This is a genomic window from Fusobacterium sp., assembly GCF_030528405.1.
Lineage (GTDB): Bacteria > Fusobacteriota > Fusobacteriia > Fusobacteriales > Fusobacteriaceae > Fusobacterium.
Window position 1 is genome coordinate 28,344 of sequence record NZ_JAUMYY010000010.1, and the last position, 20,066, is coordinate 48,409.

The following is a 20,066-nucleotide window of genomic DNA, read 5'->3' on the forward strand; positions in this document are numbered from 1 at the left end:
ATCTCAAGATGAAATAAATAATTTAGAAAAAGAAATTTTTTTTGAAATAAAAGATTTTATAAGCTATATAAAAGCTGGGAATATAGATTGTGTTTTTGTAAGTAATGAAATAGGTATGGGTTTAGTTCCTACTTATCCTTTGGGTAGGTATTTTAGGGATATCTGTGGAAACATAAATCAGTTCGTAGCTAAGGAGTCAGATGAAGTTTATTTAGCTATTTCAGGAATTAAAGTAAAAATAAAATAATGGAGGATAAAAATGAAAGGTTTCTTTTTACTGATGTCTTTTATGACAAGATTATATGTGCCAAAAGTTGAATATGATGAAATAAAGCTGGGAAAAGCTATGAAACTTTTTCCAATAGCAGGCTTTATAATAGGTTTATTTTTATACTTTACAGCATTTTTATTTTTTAGATTTACCTATAGCATAAATTTAGCAATAATTTTTGTGATTTTAGTTGAAATAATATTAACTGGTGGAATACATCTAGATGGATTAGCTGATACTTTTGATGGGATATTTAGTTATAGAAGCAAACAAAAAATGCTTGAGATAATGAAAGATTCTAGAATAGGGACAAATGGAGTGCTAGCTCTTATAATGTATTTTTTGCTTAAGTTCTTTTTATTGCAAACTATAGCACAAATTTTAGGCTTAGAATATTTTTTATATGTAGTGTTTTCATATCCAATTGTAGCAAGATTATGCAGTGTAGTAAGTTGTGCTTCAGCCCCTTATGCTAGGGCAAGTGGAATGGGAAAAACTTTTATTGAAAATACTAATTTTTCATCAATAATGATGAGTTTTTTCTTAACTTTAGTTTTAACACAATTGCCATTGCTTTTACAAAATTTTTCACTTAATTTATATTTTATAATGTTCATTTCATTTATTATTATTTTTATAATAATGATTCTTATATCATATTTATTTTCTAAGCTGATGACTAAAAAAATTGGTGGAATAACTGGAGATACATTAGGTGCTTTATTGGAGTTATCTCAATTATTATACATGCTTTTAATTATATTTTCGGTTATAAAAACAAGGTTTTAATATGGGAAAATTAATTTTACTTAGACATGGTGAAACAGATTTGAATGCAAAGAAAATATACTTTGGAAGGTTAGATCCTTCTCTAAATGAAATTGGTATTGAACAAATTAAAAGAGCTAAAGATAAACTTTTAAAGTATGGTTATGATAATATTTTTTCAAGTCCTCTTCTTCGTGCTAGGGAGAGTGCAGAGCTTTGTAATTATTTGAATTTACCTATCAATTATTCAGATAGCCTTATGGAGTTGAATTTTGGAATCTTTGAAGGTCTGACTTATACAGAAATTTTAGAAAAATATCCTGATGAAATGAAAATATTAGAAAAAGATTGGGAAAATTATAATTACAGAGTAGGTGAAAGTCCTAGAGAAATGTATTTCAGAGTTTTAGAATTTTTAAAGACGCTCGATTTTGAAAAAAATAATTTAATAGTTGCACATTGGGGAGTTTTGAATTGTATTTTAAGTCATTATTTATCGAAGGAATTAGATGCTTATTGGAAGTATAAATTTGAGAATGGCGGCATTGCAATACTTGAGGGAAGATTTGATTTTTCTTACTTAGTAAAGTTTATATAGAGATGGTGGCATAATGAAAATAAAATCGAAAGAGGAACTGCTAAAACTAGTAAATTCTATAGAAGATGTTAACAATGAAGCAATTGAAAAAGCTTCTAAAGAATTAAATAGGAAAATGAAACCAGAAAAAAGTTTAGGAATTTTAGAGGAGTTATGCAAAAAAATTGCTGGAATATATGGTTATCCAATAAAAGAATTACCTAATAAATGTCATATCGTTGCAGCAGCAGATAATGGAATAATAGAAGAAGGAGTTTCTTCATGTCCAATTGAATACACTGCTCTAGTTTCAGAGGCAATGCTAAATAAAATTGCAGCAATAGGAATTTTTACCAAAAAATTAAATGTGGATTTAAATGTTATTGATGTTGGTATGGCGGTAGATATAGAAAAAGATTATCCTAATCTGTACAGAAAAAAAATCAAAAGAGGAACCAATAATTTTTATAAAGAAAAGTCCATGACTTTGGAAGAAGCAATTGAAGCAATACAAATCGGAATTGAATTAATAAAAGAAAAAGCCCAAAATTTTGATATATTTTCAAATGGAGAAATGGGTATAGCTAATACTTCTACAAGCTCAGCAATACTTTATTCTATAATTAAAAAAGATATAGATTTAATAGTAGGTAGAGGCGGAGGACTTTCAGATGAAGGACTTATAAAAAAGAAAAAAGTAATACAGGAAGCATGTAAGAAATATAATACTTTTGATATGGATGTCATAGATATATTAACCGCAGTTGGTGGTTTTGACATAGCATGTATATTAGGTATGTATATAGGAGCAGCTCTATTAAAAAAAATAATGCTAGTTGATGGTTTCATATCTGGAGTAGCAGCTTTACTTGCTTGTGAATTAAATCCTAAAATAAAAGACTATATAATTTTTACACATAGAAGTGAAGAACCTGGAATGCAAGTAATATTTAAGCATTTAAATGTGCAAGCTTTTTTAGATTTAAATATGAGATTGGGAGAGGGGACAGGAGCAGTATTTGCTTATCCATTTATAGACTGTGCAATTGAAATGATAAATACTATGAAAAGTCCTACAGAGGTTTATAATTTGTATTATAAGAAATAAGTTTTTTAGGGAGTTGTATGAAAGGTTTTGATGGACATAGAAAGAGAATAAGAGAAAAATATTTAAAAAATGGAATATCTTCCTTCTCTAATTATGAAATTCTAGAACTTCTTTTAACTTACGCTTTACCTAGAAAAGATACTAAAAATTTAGCAAAAGAACTTTTAAAAAAATTTGGTAGTATAGAAAAAGTGTTAAAAGCAAAGAGTACAGAATTAAAAGAAGTTGAAGGCTTAGGAGAGAGTAGTATAACATTTTTAAAATTGATAGGAGAATTACCAGAGCTTTTCTATGAGAATTATTTAAGAAGAGATGAAGCTACTTTAATCAAGAATAAAGATAATTTATTGAAATTTTTGAGAACAAAGATTGCCTATGAGAAAATAGAAAAATTTTATGTGCTATTTTTATCAAATTCTAATGAGCTTATAGCCTATGAAGAAAAATCTTATGGAACTTTAGATAGGAGTGCTGTGTATCCAAGAGAGATATATAAAGCTCTATTAGAATATAACGCTAAAGCACTTATACTAGCTCATAATCACCCTTCTGGCTCTATAAAGCCATCTAAAAGTGATATAGATATAACAAAAGAAATACAAAGTGGTTTAAAAAATTTTGATGCTTTGCTTTTAGACCATATAATAATAACAGAAAATTCCTACTTTAGTTTTTTGGAGGAAGGATTAATATAAATTAAGGAGTTAACAATGGAAACAACAATAGAAGATATAGATATTGGTATGGAAAATGAAGTCTTAGTGAGTTCTAATCCAGAGCAATTACATGAAGTTTTAGTAATAATGTTTGAAACAACAAAAAAAAGATATTATTTTGAAGTTATCGATGGAATGAAATTTAAAAAGAATGATAAGGTTATTGTAGACACAATTAGAGGTAGAGAGTTAGGTCTTGCCTGTGGAAACTCTCTTATGATGAAGGAAAAAGATTTAATTCTTCCTTTAAAACCAGTTTTAAAATTAGCTAGTTCAGAAGAAATTGAAGTTTATGAAAAGCAAAAAAAAGAAGCAAAAGAGGCTTTTTTAGAATGCAAGGAAAAAATAAAAAAACATGGACTTGAAATGAAACTCGTTACCTGTGAATATACTTTTGATAGATCAAAACTAATTTTTTATTTTACTGCAAATGGAAGAATTGATTTTAGAGAGTTGGTGAAAGACTTAGCACTTATCTTTAGAACGAGAATAGAATTAAGACAGATAGGTGTCAGAGATGAGGCAAGAATTTTAGGAGATATAGGTCCTTGTGGAAAAGAACTATGCTGTAAGACTTTTATAAATAAATTTGATTCGGTATCTGTAAAAATGGCAAGAGATCAAGGTTTAGTTATTAATCCTACAAAAATTTCAGGAGTTTGTGGAAGATTACTTTGTTGTATAAATTATGAATATTCTCAATATGAGGAAGCATTGAAAAATTTTCCAGCAGTAAATCAAATTGTGCATACTGAATATGGAGAAGGAAAGGTTCTAAGTATTAGTCCACTTAATGGATTTTTATATATAGATATTCCAGAAAAAGGGATTTCTAGAATAAATGTAAAAGAAATTAAATTTAATAGAAAAGAGGCAAATATTTTAAAAAATATCAAGACTAAGGAAGAAATTGAAAATAAAATTCTAGAAAAGGAATAGTTTTTGTATGATTAAAGAAGATGAAATAATTGAAGAATTAAATGATAAATATACTATTATTCAAAAAAAAGTAGGGTATAAATATGGTATTGATACGCTTCTTTTAGCTAAATTATTTATCTCTAATAATAAGGAAAAAAACAACTTAAGGATAGTAGACATTGGGACAGGTAACGGCATCTTACCTGTTCTTTTATATGAGCAAAAAAATGTATCAGAAATAGTTGGAGTGGATATCCAAGAGGAGAATATAGAAAGAGCAAAAAGAGTTTTAAAAATAAATAATATACTTAATAAAATTGAACTTATAAATATGGATATAAAGAAATACCCTAAATCTAATTATTTTGATATTATAATTTCAAATCCACCTTATATGGAAATAGATGGGAAAAAAATAAATGAAAATGAGCATAAGAAAATTTCAAGACATGAACTAGAATTAAATTTAAGTGATTTTATAAGCTCTGCTAAAAGACTTTTAAAGCCCATAGGAAAAATTTGTTTTATACATAGAACACATAGACTGGTTGAAATAATAAAAATTTTGGATAACAATAAATTTAATCCTTCCAAAATAATTTTTATATATTCAGCTAACAATAAGTCTTCAATTATGTATATCGAGGCATTGAAGGGAAAAGAAAAGAAATTAGAGATAGAAAATTATTTTATGCTTAAAGAGTTAGATTATAAATAAGTGCTAAAAAAATGGAGTTAAAAATTAAACTATCAACTCTATCTAAAATTCCCCCATGTCCTTTAAGTAAGGTTCCACTATCTTTTCTATTAAATTTTCTTTTAAAATACGATATAAAAATATCACCTAAAAAGCCAAGTAAAGAAATAAGCGGAGCTATTGTTAGAATTAAATTTTTTTCAAAAAATATTTTAATAAAAATAGAAAAAATAGTAGTCAAAATTATTCCTCCCAACAGACCTTCTAATGTTTTATTAGGACTTATTTTAGGGGATATTTTGTATCTACCATATAAATTACCAACAATATATTGAAATACATCATTGGCTTCAATTAGAACTAAAAGAGATATAATAAGTTTAATATCGGTTAACGTATTAATAGCACCTAACATATAGATATTAATGATAAAAGAGCACAAAAAGATTTTAATTTCTTTAGAGCATAGAGCTATTAAAAAACTAAAAATAAGACTGAGAACAAATATTACTAAACTTCTATAATAAATTGAAATATAAAAGATAAGAATATTTGTGACTATAAAAAAATTAAGTTTACTATTTAGCCTTTTTTCATATAAAGAAAAAAATTCTCTACAGGCTAAAAAAGAAATTATTGAAAATAAAATAAGCATAGTTATCTTATTTAAACTAGCTATAAAAACTATAAAAATAATAATAAACCAGGTATTAATTCTTTGTACTATATTACAATATTTTTCCTTAGAAAAATTTTTTTTATTGAAAAACATAAAGAATTTTGCAAAAATAGCTAGAAAGAAAATAACTATTAAGATATAAGACATATTAGAAACCTTTCATATTTTAAAATCAACTTTTAAGAGAAGACTTAAGTCTGTTGAATATAGTAAAAAGTAATAAAATAATGGCAAATATGATTAAATAATTTTTAAATATATAAAATTCAAAATAAATAAGAATAGAAACTATACTTATTAAAAAAACTCTATCACTCTTGCCCATAGGTCCCTCATAATGCCTTTTGCCATCCACCATAAAAGCTAGTATACCAACAAATTCACTTAGCAACGAAAAAAATATAAATATCAGGGATAAATATTCAGATAAATCAATAATTTTAAAAAAAGAATAAAAAACTACTGTATCAGAAATAATATCACTAAGTTCATTGTAAAATATACCAATTTTTGTTTTCATATTGAAATTAGATGCGAGCATTCCATCCAAAGCATTTAATGCCATTCTAAGCAAAAAGAAAAAAGGAACTAGTATATAAAGTAATCTGAAATATGAAAATTCATATAACAGATAGGAAAAAACTATATTTAAAATAAGAGTAAAGATAGTTATTTGATTTGGACTTATACCTAAACTTGCAATCTTTTTACAAAAGGGCATAAGAAGGTTTTGAAATTGTTTTTTAAGTTTATAGATAGATATGTCCATATTTATTTCTCCAATTTAGCTAAGGATACAGTGAAAATCCCCTGATTATCTGTTAACATAAACTTTTTTATAAAACCATTTTTTAAAAATAAGCTATCTAGCTCATTTTGACTTCTTCTTCTCATTATCCAGTTGTGCTTTTTACCTTTGTGGCTATTAAGTACAAAAGCAATTTGAGATAACTGAGGATGCCAAGGTTGACCAGTATAAATTAAAAAAGTTCCTTTTTTAGAAAGTTCTGACAATGCTTCAATGGCATTTAAAACTAAGTTATTATCTTGGAATAATTCAAATATACCTGAGATTATTATTATATCAGGTATAAAATTCATATTTTTATAGCTCTCTTTAATAAAACAATCATAACTAGAAAATCGTATATTTTTTAATTTGTTTTCTTCTATAAATTTTTGTCCGATTTCAATATTTCTATTCTTTAGCTCATTAATAAGAATATCAGAGTTAGGATAAAGTTTTTTTATATCAAAAAGATAATTCCCAGTTCCACCAGCAATATCTAAAATTTTAATATTTTCTTTATCTAGTGATTCTATTGCTTTTTCAATTAATTTAAGAAGATTCTTCTTTCTTTCTCTAATTCCCTTCCATCCAATTTGATTTAAATAAAATCTATCTAAAAATTTTCCAATTAAAAACTTTCCTTCTGCCTTATTTTTATATACATAATCAAGAGAAGCCCCAGAGTCAAAACCATAGTCTAGCCCTAATTTCATTCCCTTAGATAAAAAACCAAAGTATTTTAATGCTGTGCTCTGTAAAGAATATAGTATTTTCTCTACGAATTTTATATGGGTTAATCTTAAAGTATCATATTCTTTTATAGAAAAAGCTCTTGCATTAATATCTATTTCAGTGGCTTTTTTATCGAAAGTCTTAGTTATAAAAGTATATAGAATTTCATAGACCTTATTTCTTTCTTTTTCAAATAGTATACCATGATAAAAATTTTTTAATTCAATGAATTTTTTAGTTTTAGAGCTTAGATTTATATAAAATTCTTTTTGGGCACTATTTTTAACAACATAGTCTTTTTCAGCTGATAAAATTAGTGTTGTGTATTCAAGAGCATTTGAATTAGAAATTAATTTTTCTCCCATATTTAAAAGATCTACAAGCAATCTGGCATTAATTTCTTTATTTATAAGTTTGTCATCTCTATATTTTTGTTGTTCAAGTTTATCATGAGTTAGCACATTTGCTTTTACATAACTTATAATTTTTAAATTTTTAAAAATTTTAGTGAAAAGAGAGATTATTTCTTTAGCAAAAGGAAAATATAGTTTAATCTTAAAAGCTGGAGCAAGTAAGGCTACACCATTTATATTGGGATTAAAACTATGAAGCCATTCTGCAACAATAACTCCTCCTATGCTATTTGCTATTATAAATATATCATTTTCTTTAATTGAATATTTATCACAAACAAAGTTTTTAAAACTCTCTAAATCTCTCACATAGTCCATAAAAAATGGAGAACTTTTAGCTTGAGTATAACCATGACCTCTTAAATCAAAAGAAAAAATATTAAAATTCTTAAATCTATAATCATTAGCAAAATCACTCAGTCGTTCTGAATGTTCATGCCCTCTATGAATAATAATTATAGTTTTTTGCTCAGCTTTATAATTCCAAAGTCTATAGGCAAAATCAGTGTTGTCAAAAGATTTAAATTTTTCAAATATCATTAGTTATTTTCTCTCCTTTATAATTAGTATCATTTAAAAGAAAAGTTAAAAGTTTTTTAGGAAGAAGATTTAAAAATTTTATAAGTATTTTCATTTTAAATGGGAAAATAAATTCTTTTTTATTTTTTGTGATTGCATCAATTATTAAATTAACAGCCTCTTCTTCGCTTATAAGGAAAATTTTTTTACTGACATCGCCATTATTTAATTCCCTCAATCTTTTAGTATCCACATAACCTGGAATAATTGTGCTTATTTTAATATTTGTATTTTTAAGAGCTTCTCTATAGCTATCTGCAATAGAAATAACAGTTTTTTTTGTTCTACTATAAACGGAAGCTCTAGGATAGTCTATAAGTCCTGCAACAGAAGCAATAGCAACTATATGACCAGAGTTATTATTAAGCATTAGCTCTCTTCCAATTTCAAAAGAATTAAGAGTACCCACTATATTAGTTTTTAGCATAGAAGAGCTCTCTTCTGTTGATAATGGCTTTGTTCTACTATTCACATAAATCCCTGCGACTGAAATTAATAAGTCAAGATTTCCATTTGAAAAATCATACACAGCTTTATAAAATTCATCCTTATTGTAAATATCAAGTTGATATATTTTTAATCTAGGCACTGTAGTAATAGCCTTAATCTTTTCTTTATTTCTACCACAAATAGCCACATCATAACCTAAAGCTAGATATTTTTTTGCAAGTGCTAAACCTATACCAGAGGTTCCTCCAGCAATAAAAATTTTCATATAATCACCATTATTTTATTTTTATTCTCTGATGTTTTTTAAAATTTTTTTCTAATTTTAAGCTTTCTAATACTCTGCTATAACCATAGTTCCATTGTAGATCTACATCTTCACAATACTGCTCATAAGTTGGAATATTTAATTGAAGCTCCATTTTAAAAAAATTAAATGAAAATAAATTATAATATTTTTTAAAATATTTTGGTATATCAGAGCTATCTATCCAATGAGAAGCATTTAAAGAAAGTACATCTTTAAATCTTGCGTTCCCATCATAAGCTAAAACATTTTTTAATACTGAATTTTCAATGAAAGTATAACTTTGCTTTAACTCCAGAAATATATCTTCAGCAAGAGAATTTGCTATCTCTATAGGAAGCAAGTCAACAGCCCCTCCAAATAAATAATTATCTTTATAAAGCACTGGTGAGATTAAAAACATATCTGACATGGAAATTCTACTAGCCTTTAAAAGTGAAAATTCTTTTATTATTTCAATTTTATTATCAATTAAAGAATTTTGATATGCTTTTGTCCTAAAAATAGTTTGTAATTCAATATCTTCTTTTATATTTGTTAATATAAGTTCTTTATAAATTTTTTGTTTGTTCATAGTTTTGTAAAAATTTGAATTTTCAAAGTCAAGCTTTGAAGCAATAATAATGCTGTCAATTTTAGGTTTTTCTTTAGCTAAATTAACTAAAAATTTCTCAATCTCCGTTGGAAAATCAATTAGAAATTTTTTTATTATATCTTGTGTATATATTTTTTGTCTAGCTAGTAGAGCATTTGAAAGTAAATAAAAAGGAAGTTTAAAAATTTTTTTTTGCTCAGTTAATTTTATATTTTTAACCAGAGAATAAAATTCTTTTGATTTTAAATATTTTTTTATTCTTTGTGGTTCTACTAAATGACTTATGATGGCAGAACTTAGTGAAGCTCCACAACTTCCTAAAATTAAATCAGGGGCTAGCTTATGCTCAACAAGAGCTGAATACATAGCAGCATAAACAGCAAAACGATTTCCACCACCTGCAAGAATAAGGGCTCTTTTATATTTTTTCATATATACTCCAAAATATCTAATTAAGTTAAAATATCTTTTTATATATTTTATGCTAAATATGAATACGAAGATAAAAGTTTTTTAATGCTTTCATAATCCTTCTTTAATTCTTCATCTCTTTCCAGTTCTGCAGATAAAAATTTATTGACATTATTTAAATATTCATTTGCCTTTTCTTTTTCATCAATTAGGGCATAGCACCATGCAAGTTGTAGATCAACCCATCCTTGATATTCAGTGAATTCATAAGATTTTTCTAAAACTTCTATGGCTTCTTCAATTTTTCCTAATTTTCTAAGATTGATTCCCAAATGATAATATGTCCAACTATCATATGGCAATATTTCATTAGCTTTCTTTAAGTTGTCGACAGCATCTTCGTATTTTTCCATACGACTGTATAGGAAACCAAGCTGATTAAGTATCCAAGCATCGTTTCTTCCAAGCTCCATTGCTCTCTTAAAATAATATTCAGCTTCCTCATATCTCTCAGGAAAATCAACTAAGCTCCAAGCTATTTCAGAGTTAAGCCAAACATCATCACGGCCTAGATCTTTTGCCACAAATAAATACTTTAATGCCTCTTCTCTTTTATTAATTCTATCATAAATCCAGCCTATTTCAGAGTTTACAAATATTTTTTCTTCCAAAGAAACATTTTGCATTTCAAGTACAGTTTTTAACTTCACAAGAGCCTCTTCGTATCTTCCCATACGTCCTAGGCATTGACCCATTTCAGAGAATAACCACTCATCACTTCTTCCTAAATCTTCTGCTTTTATTAAAAATTTGTAACCTTCTTCATAATTTTGTAATTCATTGTAAAGCCATCCTATTTCTGAATTAAGCCAGATATCATCTCTGCTTTTTTCGTATATCTTTAGAAGTGTTTCTAAGGACTTTTCATACTCAGCTAAATTTTTATAAGTTTCTGCTATTTGTATCAATGCAAAATTATAGTTATTATCATTTTCATATGCCTTCAAGAAAAATTCTAAAGCTTTTTTATAGTCCTTAAGAGCAAAGTAATTAAGCCCAATTTCCACATTTATCCAAGCATCATCTCTACCTTTTTCTTTTGCTACTTTTCCATGTTTTATGGCTTTTTCATAATCCTCATTTCTTCTATATGCATAGGCAATTTGAGAATTTATAATGGCAAGATCATATTCACTGAGATCTTGCATTTTTAAAGCTTTTTTAAAGATTTTAATCCCTTCATCTATTTTTCCAAGTTCACTTAGGCATCTTCCGATCTCTATTTCTATATCTAAACTTATTCTTCCTTTATCTTTTGAAAGCTGGTAATACTCCAATGCTTTCTCATATTTATCAAGTGCAGAATAAGACCATCCAAGTTCATAGTAAATCCACTCATCATCTCGTCCTAGTTCAATTGCTTTTAATCCATATTTTATTGCTTCCTCGTACCTGTTACTTCTTGAAAATGAGTAACAATATTCAGAATTTAACCAGATATCATCTCGTCCTAGCCTACTTGAAAACTCAAGATATTTTAATGCCTCTTTATAATTCCCCAAAGCATCGTAGCACCATGCGATTCTTGAGTAAGACCATATTATTTCTTCATTATCTTTAAGTTCCTCAGCAAACTTTAAAGCTTTTTTTGCCCAGTCAATAGCTTCTTCATATTTTTCATTTTCAGTTGCCTCAACAGAATAATTTTGATAAATTTGCATCAAAAAATAAGGAACATCTTCCTCATTAGGATTTATTTTTAAAGCCTTTTTAAAATGTTTTTCAGCTTCTTTTTGTTTGTTATCCATATAAAAATATGTATAAGCAATACGATAGTTCCATATAGCTGTGTCCTTTTCTGTTTTTTCAAGACTTTTTAAAATTTCAAGAGCTTTATTATACTCCTCTAAATTATTGTATGCACGAGCAAGTTTTCCTAAAATTTCTTTATTTTTCTCTTCTTCATTTAAATTTAAAATTTTATTCACTATTTCTTCATGTTTTTCTTCTTCATGCAATTTATCAAGTTCACTTAAAAATGCTCTATCCATAATACCACCTCAAAAAATATTATATAGTTAGAGTTTACATTTAAAAATATTAGTTGTCAATAAAAAAACTCTATATAGAATAAAAAAAGCTAACTTGAGTTCTCCCCTAATCCTGATATTCAAGATTAAGGAAGAATTTTACTTTTATTAGCTTTTGTCTTTAGTTTTATTAAAAGATATCATTCCTAATATAATTATACTTCCTCCTAAAAAAGTTGAAAATTTTGGAATATCACCTAGAATAATTATTCCCATAAGAGTTGCAATGACAGGTGTTACAAACATAAAGGATGTAACTTCTGTAGTTGATTTAGAAATTTCAAAAGCTCTTACCCAAAATAAATATGCAACAATACTAGGAAAAATTGCCATATATATAATTAAGAACAAAATATGAATTTTTATTTTATAGATATTTAAAAGAGAACTGGGAGAATAGGCGAGAAGTTGAAGAGCACCTATTATCATTGAATATATTATTAGTTCAAGAGAAGTGTATTTTTTTCCAGCCAATCCCCGTTGAAAAATATTTGATAGACTTATGAAGATACATGCTATAAGCATATATATAATTCCTATATTTATCGAGAAAACACCATCCCACATAGTAAGAATCACTATGCCTATAAATGAAATAAGTAAAGAAAACCAACCAAATAAATTTATTTTTTCTTTAAATAAAAAATACGCGATAATTCCAGTTATAGCTGGTGAGAGAGCATTTATTACACTAGCAGTTGAAGGGCTTATTTTTTGCATAGCGATATTAAAAACTATAAAATAACCAGAATATCCAAAAAAAGCGGCCATAAAAAGAGCAGCTAAATCTTTGAAAGCAGGAAATTTAATTTTCTTAACAATTGCGATAATTAAAAGAATTAAGGCAGCAAAGAAATAACGGATAACTGCTAAGCTTTTGACATCAATATATTTTAAAACATATTTAGTAAAAACAAATGCTGACGCCCAAAAGAAAACTGCTATAAAAGCTGCTTGTTTAGCAGAGAGTCTTGAGTAAAATTTTTTTAAATTCATTTTAGTCTCCTACATAAAATCAGTAATTTTTAAGTTATTATATCAAAAAATATTTCTTATTGAAAGGAGTAATAGAATTAAGAAGAACACATGACAATAAAGAAGTTGATTTTAAAATAATAAAAGAATATATCTATTGCGACTTAAATATTTATTATAGAAATTTTTTAAAAAGTGTTGTATAATTAAAAGGATTTAATTATAGCTGTTCCCGTAGCTCAGTTGGATAGAGCATCGCCCTCCTAAGGCGGTTGTCGGAAGTTCAAATCTTCTCGGGAACGCCACTTAATTTTTTATATAGAAAAAGCTATTGCAAATAAATGCAATAGCCTTTTTTTAAATTTTTAAATCTGACATAAATAAACTTATTCTTTCTTTTACTTCTTCAGCAGTAGAAAGTTCTAAAACTTCATTTACTAACTTTCTGCACTCTTTACTGTCTAAGTCTTTCAATATTCTTTTTATTCTTGGTATAGAAATTCCTGACATTGAAAAGCCATCCAAACCCATTCCTAGAAGAAGAGGAGCTGCATTTTCATCGCCAGCGAACTCCCCACACATTGAAATTTTTATTCCAGCTTCATGTGCACCATCAATTAGTAGTTTTATAGCTTGTAAAACAGCTGGATTATAGGTATCATACAGATTGGAAATTTTTTCATTTCCTCTATCAACAGCAAGAGTATATTGAGTTAAATCATTAGTTCCTATAGAGAAAAAATCACATTCCTTAGCAAAATATTTGGCTCTTAAAGCTACTGCAGGAGTTTCAACCATTATACCAAGTAAAATATCGGCATTAAATTCAATACCTTCAGCTTTTAACTCAGCTTTGCATTCCTCAAAAATTTCTCTTGATTTCCTTATTTCATTGACATCAATTACCATAGGAAGCATAATTTTTATATTTCCAAATTTTGCTGCTCTAAGCAAAGCTCTAAATTGCGTTTTTAAAATTTCTGTTCTATCTAAACAAATTCTAAGTGCTCTCCAACCTAAAAATGGGTTTTCTTCTTCAGGAAGTTCCATATAAGGTAAAGATTTATCTCCACCTATATCCATAGTCCTAATTGTAACAGGATATTTTCCCATAGCTAAAGCAACTTCTTTATAAGCTTGGAATTGTTCTTCTTCGGTAGGAAAAAACTCTTTATCCATAAATAAAAATTCAGTTCTATAAAGACCTATACCGAAACCACCATTGGATAAGACTCCTTTTACATCCTTTGGTGAGCCTATATTGCCCCAGATATCAACTTTGACATTATCTTTGGATATTGCTTCTTTATCTTTTAATTCTTTAAGCTCTTCTTTTTCTTTTAAATAGGCTTTTCTTTTTTCTTTGTAATATGAAATTTCTTGCACAGATGGTTTTACTAAAATAAGTCCTTCAAGTGCATCAACAATTATTGTATCCCCATCTTTTAAATTATTTATTATTTCTCCAACTCCAACAACAGCAGGTAATTCTAAAGATCTTGCCATAATAGAAGAATGAGAAGTTTTACCACCAATCTCAGTTATAAATGCCAAGACATTATCTAAATTTATTTGTGCTGTATCAGAAGGGTTCAATTCTTTGGCAACAATTATACTTTCAGGAGGTAATTTAGATAAGTCAACTATGCTTATATTAGCAACACCATATAACCATCTTTTACCTATGTCTCTTAAATCTGCTGCTCTCTCTTTAAAATATTCATCTTCTAAATTGGAAAGCATAGTAGCATATTCTTCTATAGCTTCATTCAGCGCAAACTCAGCAGTATTATTGTTTGAATTTATTTTTTCATTAATTTCAACAAAAAGATCTTCATCTTCTAAAAGAGTAATATGCCCATCAAAAATAGCTGCTTTATCCTTTCCCATCTTTAATAAAGTGTTATCTCTAATTTCCTCTAGCTGTTTTTTTGCAATTTCTCTTCCACTGATAAGCCTTTCAATTTCTTTTTCAGTAGAAATAGAAGATTTTTCATTATAGTCTAAACTTATATCTCTGTATATAAATACTTTTCCTAATGCTACTCCAGGAGAAGCAGCAATACCTCTTATAATTTTATTCATCTATTAAAAACTCCTTAAAATTCTCTATATAAAATGGTATTTACTAAAAAATTTATAAATACTTTTACAAAAATTAAAAAATAAAGGGGAAGTATTCCCCTTAAATTATGAAATTAATCTTTTAAATTAGCAAGAAGAGCCGCTAACTTTTCAACTGCATCAGCTTCATCTTCACCATTGGCATGAACAGTGATTTTAGCTCCCTTTTTTATTCCAAGTGATAATAATTTTAATAATGAGGTTCCATTTACAACAGTTCCAGCTTCATTTTCTACTGTTATTTGTGAAGAAAAAGATTTTGCAAGATTAACAAATTCACTACCAGGTCTAGTATGAAGCCCTGTTTCATTAACTATTTCTACTGTTTTACTCGCCATTTTTTGTTCCTTCCTTTCTCAATGTTTTTATATATAAATCAAATAATTATTCTACTATTAGATTACATTTTTTTTGTTTTTTTGTCAAATTTAATTTAGATTAAAAAATAATCTTGAATTGTTATAAATATATCCAAAGAAGTATGCTTTTAATTTTTTACTATCTCTAAGTCTTTTTTTTCAACTAAAATAGTCTTTTGATTACTATAAGTTACAAAACCTGGTTTTGCACCGTTGGGTTTATTTAAGTACTTTCTTTGCGTATAATCCACTTCAACTTTTTCGCCAAGATTTAATTTAGTATAAAAAGCTGTTAATTCAGCAGCTTTTTTTATCAATTCTTCACTTAGAGTATTTGTTTTAACTATAACATGAGAACTAGCTATATTTTTAGCATGAAACCAATAGTCATTTTTATTTGCAACTTTAAAGCTTAGGTAATCATTTTCTAAATTATTCCTTCCATATAAAATAACAGAATCTTTAAACTCTAAAATTCCATATTTTATTTCTTTTTTTAATTTAGTTTTCTTTGTTTTATAACTTGGCAATATATATCTTTGCTTTATAAGCTCTTCTTCAATATCTCTAAGTTCATCTATAGTGCTAGAGTTTTGGATAAAAAGTAAATTACTGTCTAAATAATTGATTTCATTATTTACTTCTATATGTCGCCTTTGAGCATTTTCTAGACCTCTTTTCATCTTGTTATATTTTTTATAATATTTATCTAAATTTTCTTTGGGACTTAAAAGAGGATCTAGTTTTATTTCCACTTCTATATTGTGATAAAAATTATATGTTTTTATACTTGACATACCCTTTTTTAAATTATATAAATTAGCAGCTAAGATATCGGCTTCTTCCTTAACTTTTGTCATTGCTTGGCTATCTTCTATATCTTTTTTTATAAGGATGAGGATTTTTTTTAATTTTTTTAATTTCTTTTCAATACTAAGATTTAGTTTATTTTTTAATAAATTAAAATTAGTAGATACTGACTCATAATGTATATAAAAATTAATTAAATCATTGAAATTTTTAAATTCTTTAAAATCTGTATAGTCTTTTAAATCTAATGCTAAAACGCTTGCTAATTTGATTTTCTTATCTTGAAAATAAATTTTACAATCATAATTTTCTAAAAGTTTTCTATATGTTATATAATCCTTAGCAGCCTTTTCAAAAATACTTCCAAGTCCTTCGACTTTTTTTGTCAGTGAAGATTCAGTTATTATTTTTTGAAAATCTTTACTACCTAAGTCAAATGGAGATATTTTTATTTCATATTGAGGTCTTTTATATCTTTCTCCATTAAATAAAGTTCGTTCATTTTTCTCAGAAATAGAATATTTTTTTAAACTATCTATAATTTTATGATCTTCATCACAAAAAATTAAGTTTGAAGATTTAGCTAAGCATTCAAAATAGATATAATATTTTTTTAGCTGCCCTAATTCATTAATTTTTGTAAAAATAAAAACTAGGATTCTATCAAATCCTAGTTGCTCTATGTTTACAAGTGTTGCATTCATAAGATGTTTTCTAAGATTAGATATTATAGAGGAAGCAATATCTAAAATAGGTTTCTCTTTATTCTGATTTATATAACATATAGTTAATTGAGGTAAACAAGAAAACAATAGCTCCATTTTTCCAAAATGTAAAGAAATAGAGTGCTCATTATTTTTAAAAATCCTATTGATTCTTTTATTCAATAGTTCATTTTTTAAATCATTTTTAATCTTATTTAAAGAGATGCCATCTATATAAAGCATATTAGTCCGCCTTTACGCCAATTAAATTTTTGGCATCTAAAACATCTAAAACCAATTTTTCTCCATTTTCTTTTTGTATAGTAAATTGTGCCTTGTCCTCAGACTTTAAAATTTTTAGAATACTGAAATTTTCTATTCCATGACTGGCAAAATAGTTTTGCACAATAGGAGTTCCTTTAATTTCAACAATGGAAACCTTTGTTTTTTCTGGAAAATCCGTTATTATCATAGGCTTAAAATAGTCAGTTTTATTTCTCAGAGCATCTAAAATAACCTCAAAAATTTCAACAAATTTTTCTAAATCTTTTGTAGGAATATTTTCAGTTATCGAAGCCATTATCATTTTATGATAATTATTATGATAAGTCAGAGCATCAAAGCCTTTTTTTGTAAGAGAAACAAAAACCTTTCTTCTATCCACACTAGATCTAACTCTATCTATATAGCCTTTATCTGACAATTTAGAAATTGCAACAGTTGCAGTCCCCATAGTTATTCCAATTTTATCTGATAATTCATTCATAGTAAGAGATTCTTGTCCTATAGATTCAATTATATGAAGTTCTGTGTGAGTAAGAGATTTTATTCCTCTTTTTAATGCCATATCCTCTGTTTTATAAAATAGTTTGTAATACTCTTCCAATACATCATTTACCTTTTCAATGTTTACAGTCATACCAATTACCTCCCTTTAATAAGTTAATTCTTTCTTTATAATCACCTGAGAAAACATAAGAACCTGCAACAAAGATATTTGCCCCTGCTTCTATACATTTTCCTATAGTTTCATTTGTAATACCACCATCAACTTGAATATCTATATCAGCCCTCATAGCTCTTATAGCTCTTATCTTATCAATGCTACTTTCAATAAATTTTTGCCCTCCAAATCCAGGATTTACACTCATAACTAAGACCATATCTATATCATTTATAATGTATTTTAAGCAATCTTCTGATGTAGAAGGATTTAAGGAAACTCCTACCTTAACTCCAAAAGATTTTATTTGTTGGATTACTCTATGCAAATGTATAGTTGATTCAGCATGCACTGTTATTATGTCTGAGCCTGCTTTAACAAAATCCTCAATATATCTTTCAGGTTTATCTATCATCAAATGTACATCAAAAATCAAATTTGTGCATTTCCTAAAGGCTTTTATTACAGGAGGACCAAAAGTTAAATTAGGAACAAAATTTCCATCCATAACATCTATATGAATATAGTCAGCTCCAGCTTTGTCAATAGCAACAATTTCTTCTCCTAATTTTGAAAAATCTGAGGATAATATAGAAGGAGCTATTTTTATATTATTTGTCATATCTATTCCACCTTTCGTTTAAAGAATTTAAAACTCTTTTATAAAAATTGTATCTATCTATAGAAATATTTTTATTTTCAACATAATTTTTTACATTACAGTCAGGTTCATGTGTATGAGAACAATTTAAAAATTTGCAGCTAGGTAAATTTTTAAATTCAGGGAAAAGTGATATCAACTCTTCTATATCATTAATATCAGGAATATCTATGGATGAAAAACCAGGAGTATCAATTATATAACCTCCAGCTCTTAATTTCATCATATTTGAATCTCTAGTTGTATGTTTTCCTCTCTTTAGTCTTTCGCTGATTTCACCAGTTTTCAAAATATGACTATCTTGTAAAATATTTATTAAGCTTGATTTACCAACTCCACTTGGACCACCTATTACAGTTATTTTACTTTTTATAAAATTTTCAAGTTCCTCTATGCCTTTTTTTTCTTTTGAAGAAATAAAGAAAAGAGGAACATTTATTCTTTCGAGAAAAAAAAGCTTATGTTTTATTAAATTTAATTCCTCTTCATTTAAATAATCAGTCTTATTAATTATAATAAGAGGAGAAACTTTTTGAAAAAAAACATTTAATAAAAGCAAATTAATTCTTTCATAGTCAAGAATAGGTTCTTTAGCAGCAAATTGTATAGCCATATAGTCAACATTAGCTACTATAGGTCTAGTCAAAATATTTTTTCTTTCATATATTTTAACTATGGATTTATCTTCGGATAGTTCAACTAAATCTCCTACAACACAGTTAAACTTGTTATTACTTTTTTTTAAAATTCCACGAAGTTTTACTTCCAATACTTCATTGCTTATAGTTTCTACATAATAAAATCCTTGAACTTTATTTATTACTCTGGCTTGAATTTTTAACTCCCCCTTAAATTAATTTAGCTTTCCATTGCTAATAAGAAAAGAAATCTTCGTTCCTCTAAAAAGAGGTTCTCCACTTTTTGGTGAGGTTGCAATAACATAATTTATAGGTAAAGATGAATTAATCTTTATTATTTGTTCAACTATCATCCCTTTTCTCTCTGCAATAGAGGCAGCATCTAAGTAGTTAATTTCAGTTAAATCATCTAAAAATACAGCTGGACTTTCCATGCTCGTCCAGATTTTTATATTCCTCGATTTTTTTACTATACTACCTGGTAGAGGTTCTTGCATAGCTACTTTTCCATAGGCTAAATTTGAAAAAGTTTCTCCCATATCCCTAATTCTAAGTGCAGATGAAGAAATAGTTTTTTCTGCTTCTTTCTTTTCAAGTCCAACGAGATTAGGAACCTTGTAATAAAATTCGTTAAAATAAAATCTTTTTGCTAATAAGATAATTAAAAGCATAATTAAAATAATTAATATATAATTAAATATCAAAATTTGTTTTTTACTAAATTCTTTCATAACATAACCATCCTAATTTT

General features: G+C 26.9%; 21 protein-coding genes and 1 tRNA gene. 8 read left to right on the top strand and 14 right to left on the bottom strand.

The window, feature by feature from the left end:
- The 7 genes from Q4A58_RS02850 to Q4A58_RS02880 form a co-directional block, all read left to right on the top strand.
- The coding region (locus Q4A58_RS02850; protein ID WP_303116443.1) for a bifunctional adenosylcobinamide kinase/adenosylcobinamide-phosphate guanylyltransferase at window positions 1-247 on the top strand (247 nt) is incomplete at its 5' end.
- Between the two features lie 12 nt (window positions 248-259).
- Window positions 260-1,060, top strand: a complete 801-nt coding sequence (gene cobS, locus Q4A58_RS02855; protein WP_303116445.1) for an adenosylcobinamide-GDP ribazoletransferase — start codon at window positions 260-262, stop codon at window positions 1,058-1,060.
- A 1-nt stretch (window position 1,061) separates the two neighbouring features.
- Window positions 1,062-1,637 carry a histidine phosphatase family protein gene (locus tag Q4A58_RS02860; RefSeq protein WP_303116447.1) on the top strand — a complete coding sequence of 192 codons (576 nt, stop codon included), beginning with the start codon at window positions 1,062-1,064 and terminating at the stop codon, window positions 1,635-1,637.
- 13 nt (window positions 1,638-1,650) lie between these two features.
- Window positions 1,651-2,724 carry a nicotinate-nucleotide--dimethylbenzimidazole phosphoribosyltransferase gene (cobT, locus tag Q4A58_RS02865; protein WP_303116449.1) on the top strand — a complete coding sequence of 358 codons (1,074 nt, stop codon included), beginning with the start codon at window positions 1,651-1,653 and terminating at the stop codon, window positions 2,722-2,724.
- A gap of 17 nt (window positions 2,725-2,741) precedes the next feature.
- Window positions 2,742-3,419, top strand: coding sequence for a DNA repair protein RadC (gene radC / locus Q4A58_RS02870; RefSeq protein ID WP_303116450.1), 678 nt, complete (start codon window positions 2,742-2,744; stop codon window positions 3,417-3,419).
- A 48-nt stretch (window positions 3,420-3,467) separates the two neighbouring features.
- Window positions 3,468-4,379 (top strand): stage 0 sporulation family protein, encoded by a 912-nt coding sequence (locus Q4A58_RS02875; protein WP_303116466.1) that lies wholly within the window; start codon window positions 3,468-3,470, stop codon window positions 4,377-4,379.
- Between the two features lie 7 nt (window positions 4,380-4,386).
- A complete protein-coding gene (locus tag Q4A58_RS02880; RefSeq protein WP_303116451.1) occupies window positions 4,387-5,079 on the top strand; it encodes a tRNA1(Val) (adenine(37)-N6)-methyltransferase in 693 nt (230 codons plus the stop codon).
- Here Q4A58_RS02880 and Q4A58_RS02885 read toward each other — a convergent pair.
- The 7 genes from Q4A58_RS02885 to Q4A58_RS02915 all read right to left on the bottom strand — a co-directional run bounded on the left by Q4A58_RS02885 (window position 5,057) and on the right by Q4A58_RS02915 (window position 13,097).
- Window positions 5,057-5,884, bottom strand: a complete 828-nt coding sequence (locus Q4A58_RS02885; protein WP_368501053.1) for a phosphatidate cytidylyltransferase — start codon at window positions 5,882-5,884, stop codon at window positions 5,057-5,059. The two genes, Q4A58_RS02880 and Q4A58_RS02885, sit on opposite strands and share 23 nt — an antisense overlap.
- A 25-nt stretch (window positions 5,885-5,909) precedes the next feature.
- Window positions 5,910-6,506, bottom strand: coding sequence for a CDP-alcohol phosphatidyltransferase family protein (locus Q4A58_RS02890; RefSeq protein ID WP_303116453.1), 597 nt, complete (start codon window positions 6,504-6,506; stop codon window positions 5,910-5,912).
- 2 nt (window positions 6,507-6,508) lie between these two features.
- Window positions 6,509-8,212 (bottom strand): bifunctional alpha/beta hydrolase/class I SAM-dependent methyltransferase, encoded by a 1,704-nt coding sequence (locus Q4A58_RS02895; protein WP_303116454.1) that lies wholly within the window; start codon window positions 8,210-8,212, stop codon window positions 6,509-6,511.
- Entirely contained in the window at window positions 8,202-8,966 is a 765-nt protein-coding gene (locus tag Q4A58_RS02900; protein WP_303116455.1) for an SDR family oxidoreductase, read from the bottom strand. The genes Q4A58_RS02895 and Q4A58_RS02900 overlap by 11 nt, the downstream gene beginning before the upstream one ends.
- Window positions 8,967-8,976: 10 nt before the next feature.
- Window positions 8,977-10,032 (bottom strand): patatin-like phospholipase family protein, encoded by a 1,056-nt coding sequence (locus Q4A58_RS02905; RefSeq protein WP_303116456.1) that lies wholly within the window; start codon window positions 10,030-10,032, stop codon window positions 8,977-8,979.
- 47 nt (window positions 10,033-10,079) lie between these two features.
- On the bottom strand, window positions 10,080-12,062 hold the full coding sequence (locus Q4A58_RS02910) for a tetratricopeptide repeat protein (RefSeq protein WP_303116457.1): 1,983 nt from the start codon (window positions 12,060-12,062) through the stop codon (window positions 10,080-10,082).
- 147 nt (window positions 12,063-12,209) lie between these two features.
- Window positions 12,210-13,097 (bottom strand): DMT family transporter, encoded by an 888-nt coding sequence (locus Q4A58_RS02915; protein WP_303116458.1) that lies wholly within the window; start codon window positions 13,095-13,097, stop codon window positions 12,210-12,212.
- A 207-nt stretch (window positions 13,098-13,304) separates the two neighbouring features.
- Between Q4A58_RS02915 and Q4A58_RS02920 the strand changes: the two genes are divergently transcribed.
- Window positions 13,305-13,381 (top strand) — tRNA-Arg (locus tag Q4A58_RS02920).
- Window positions 13,382-13,433: 52 nt separating this feature from the next.
- Here the strand turns inward: Q4A58_RS02920 and ptsP are convergent.
- The 7 genes from ptsP to Q4A58_RS02955 all read right to left on the bottom strand — a co-directional run bounded on the left by ptsP (window position 13,434) and on the right by Q4A58_RS02955 (window position 20,046).
- Window positions 13,434-15,161 carry a phosphoenolpyruvate--protein phosphotransferase gene (gene ptsP / locus Q4A58_RS02925; protein WP_303116459.1) on the bottom strand — a complete coding sequence of 576 codons (1,728 nt, stop codon included), beginning with the start codon at window positions 15,159-15,161 and terminating at the stop codon, window positions 13,434-13,436.
- Between the two features lie 113 nt (window positions 15,162-15,274).
- On the bottom strand, window positions 15,275-15,538 hold the full coding sequence (locus Q4A58_RS02930) for an HPr family phosphocarrier protein (protein WP_303116460.1): 264 nt from the start codon (window positions 15,536-15,538) through the stop codon (window positions 15,275-15,277).
- A gap of 149 nt (window positions 15,539-15,687) precedes the next feature.
- The gene (locus tag Q4A58_RS02935; protein ID WP_303116461.1) at window positions 15,688-17,316 is read right to left on the bottom strand and encodes an NFACT family protein; all 1,629 of its coding nucleotides are present in this window, start codon (window positions 17,314-17,316) and stop codon (window positions 15,688-15,690) included.
- Window position 17,317: 1 nt separating this feature from the next.
- A complete protein-coding gene (locus tag Q4A58_RS02940; RefSeq protein ID WP_303116463.1) occupies window positions 17,318-17,992 on the bottom strand; it encodes a MarR family winged helix-turn-helix transcriptional regulator in 675 nt (224 codons plus the stop codon).
- The gene (gene rpe / locus Q4A58_RS02945) at window positions 17,976-18,638 is read right to left on the bottom strand and encodes a ribulose-phosphate 3-epimerase (RefSeq protein WP_303116464.1); all 663 of its coding nucleotides are present in this window, start codon (window positions 18,636-18,638) and stop codon (window positions 17,976-17,978) included. The genes Q4A58_RS02940 and rpe overlap by 17 nt, the downstream gene beginning before the upstream one ends.
- A complete protein-coding gene (gene rsgA, locus Q4A58_RS02950; RefSeq protein ID WP_303116467.1) occupies window positions 18,628-19,512 on the bottom strand; it encodes a ribosome small subunit-dependent GTPase A in 885 nt (294 codons plus the stop codon). The genes rpe and rsgA overlap by 11 nt, the downstream gene beginning before the upstream one ends.
- A gap of 18 nt (window positions 19,513-19,530) precedes the next feature.
- Complete coding sequence (locus tag Q4A58_RS02955) at window positions 19,531-20,046, bottom strand: PASTA domain-containing protein (RefSeq protein ID WP_303116465.1); 516 nt, start codon at window positions 20,044-20,046, stop codon at window positions 19,531-19,533.
- Window positions 20,047-20,066 lie beyond the last annotated feature (20 nt).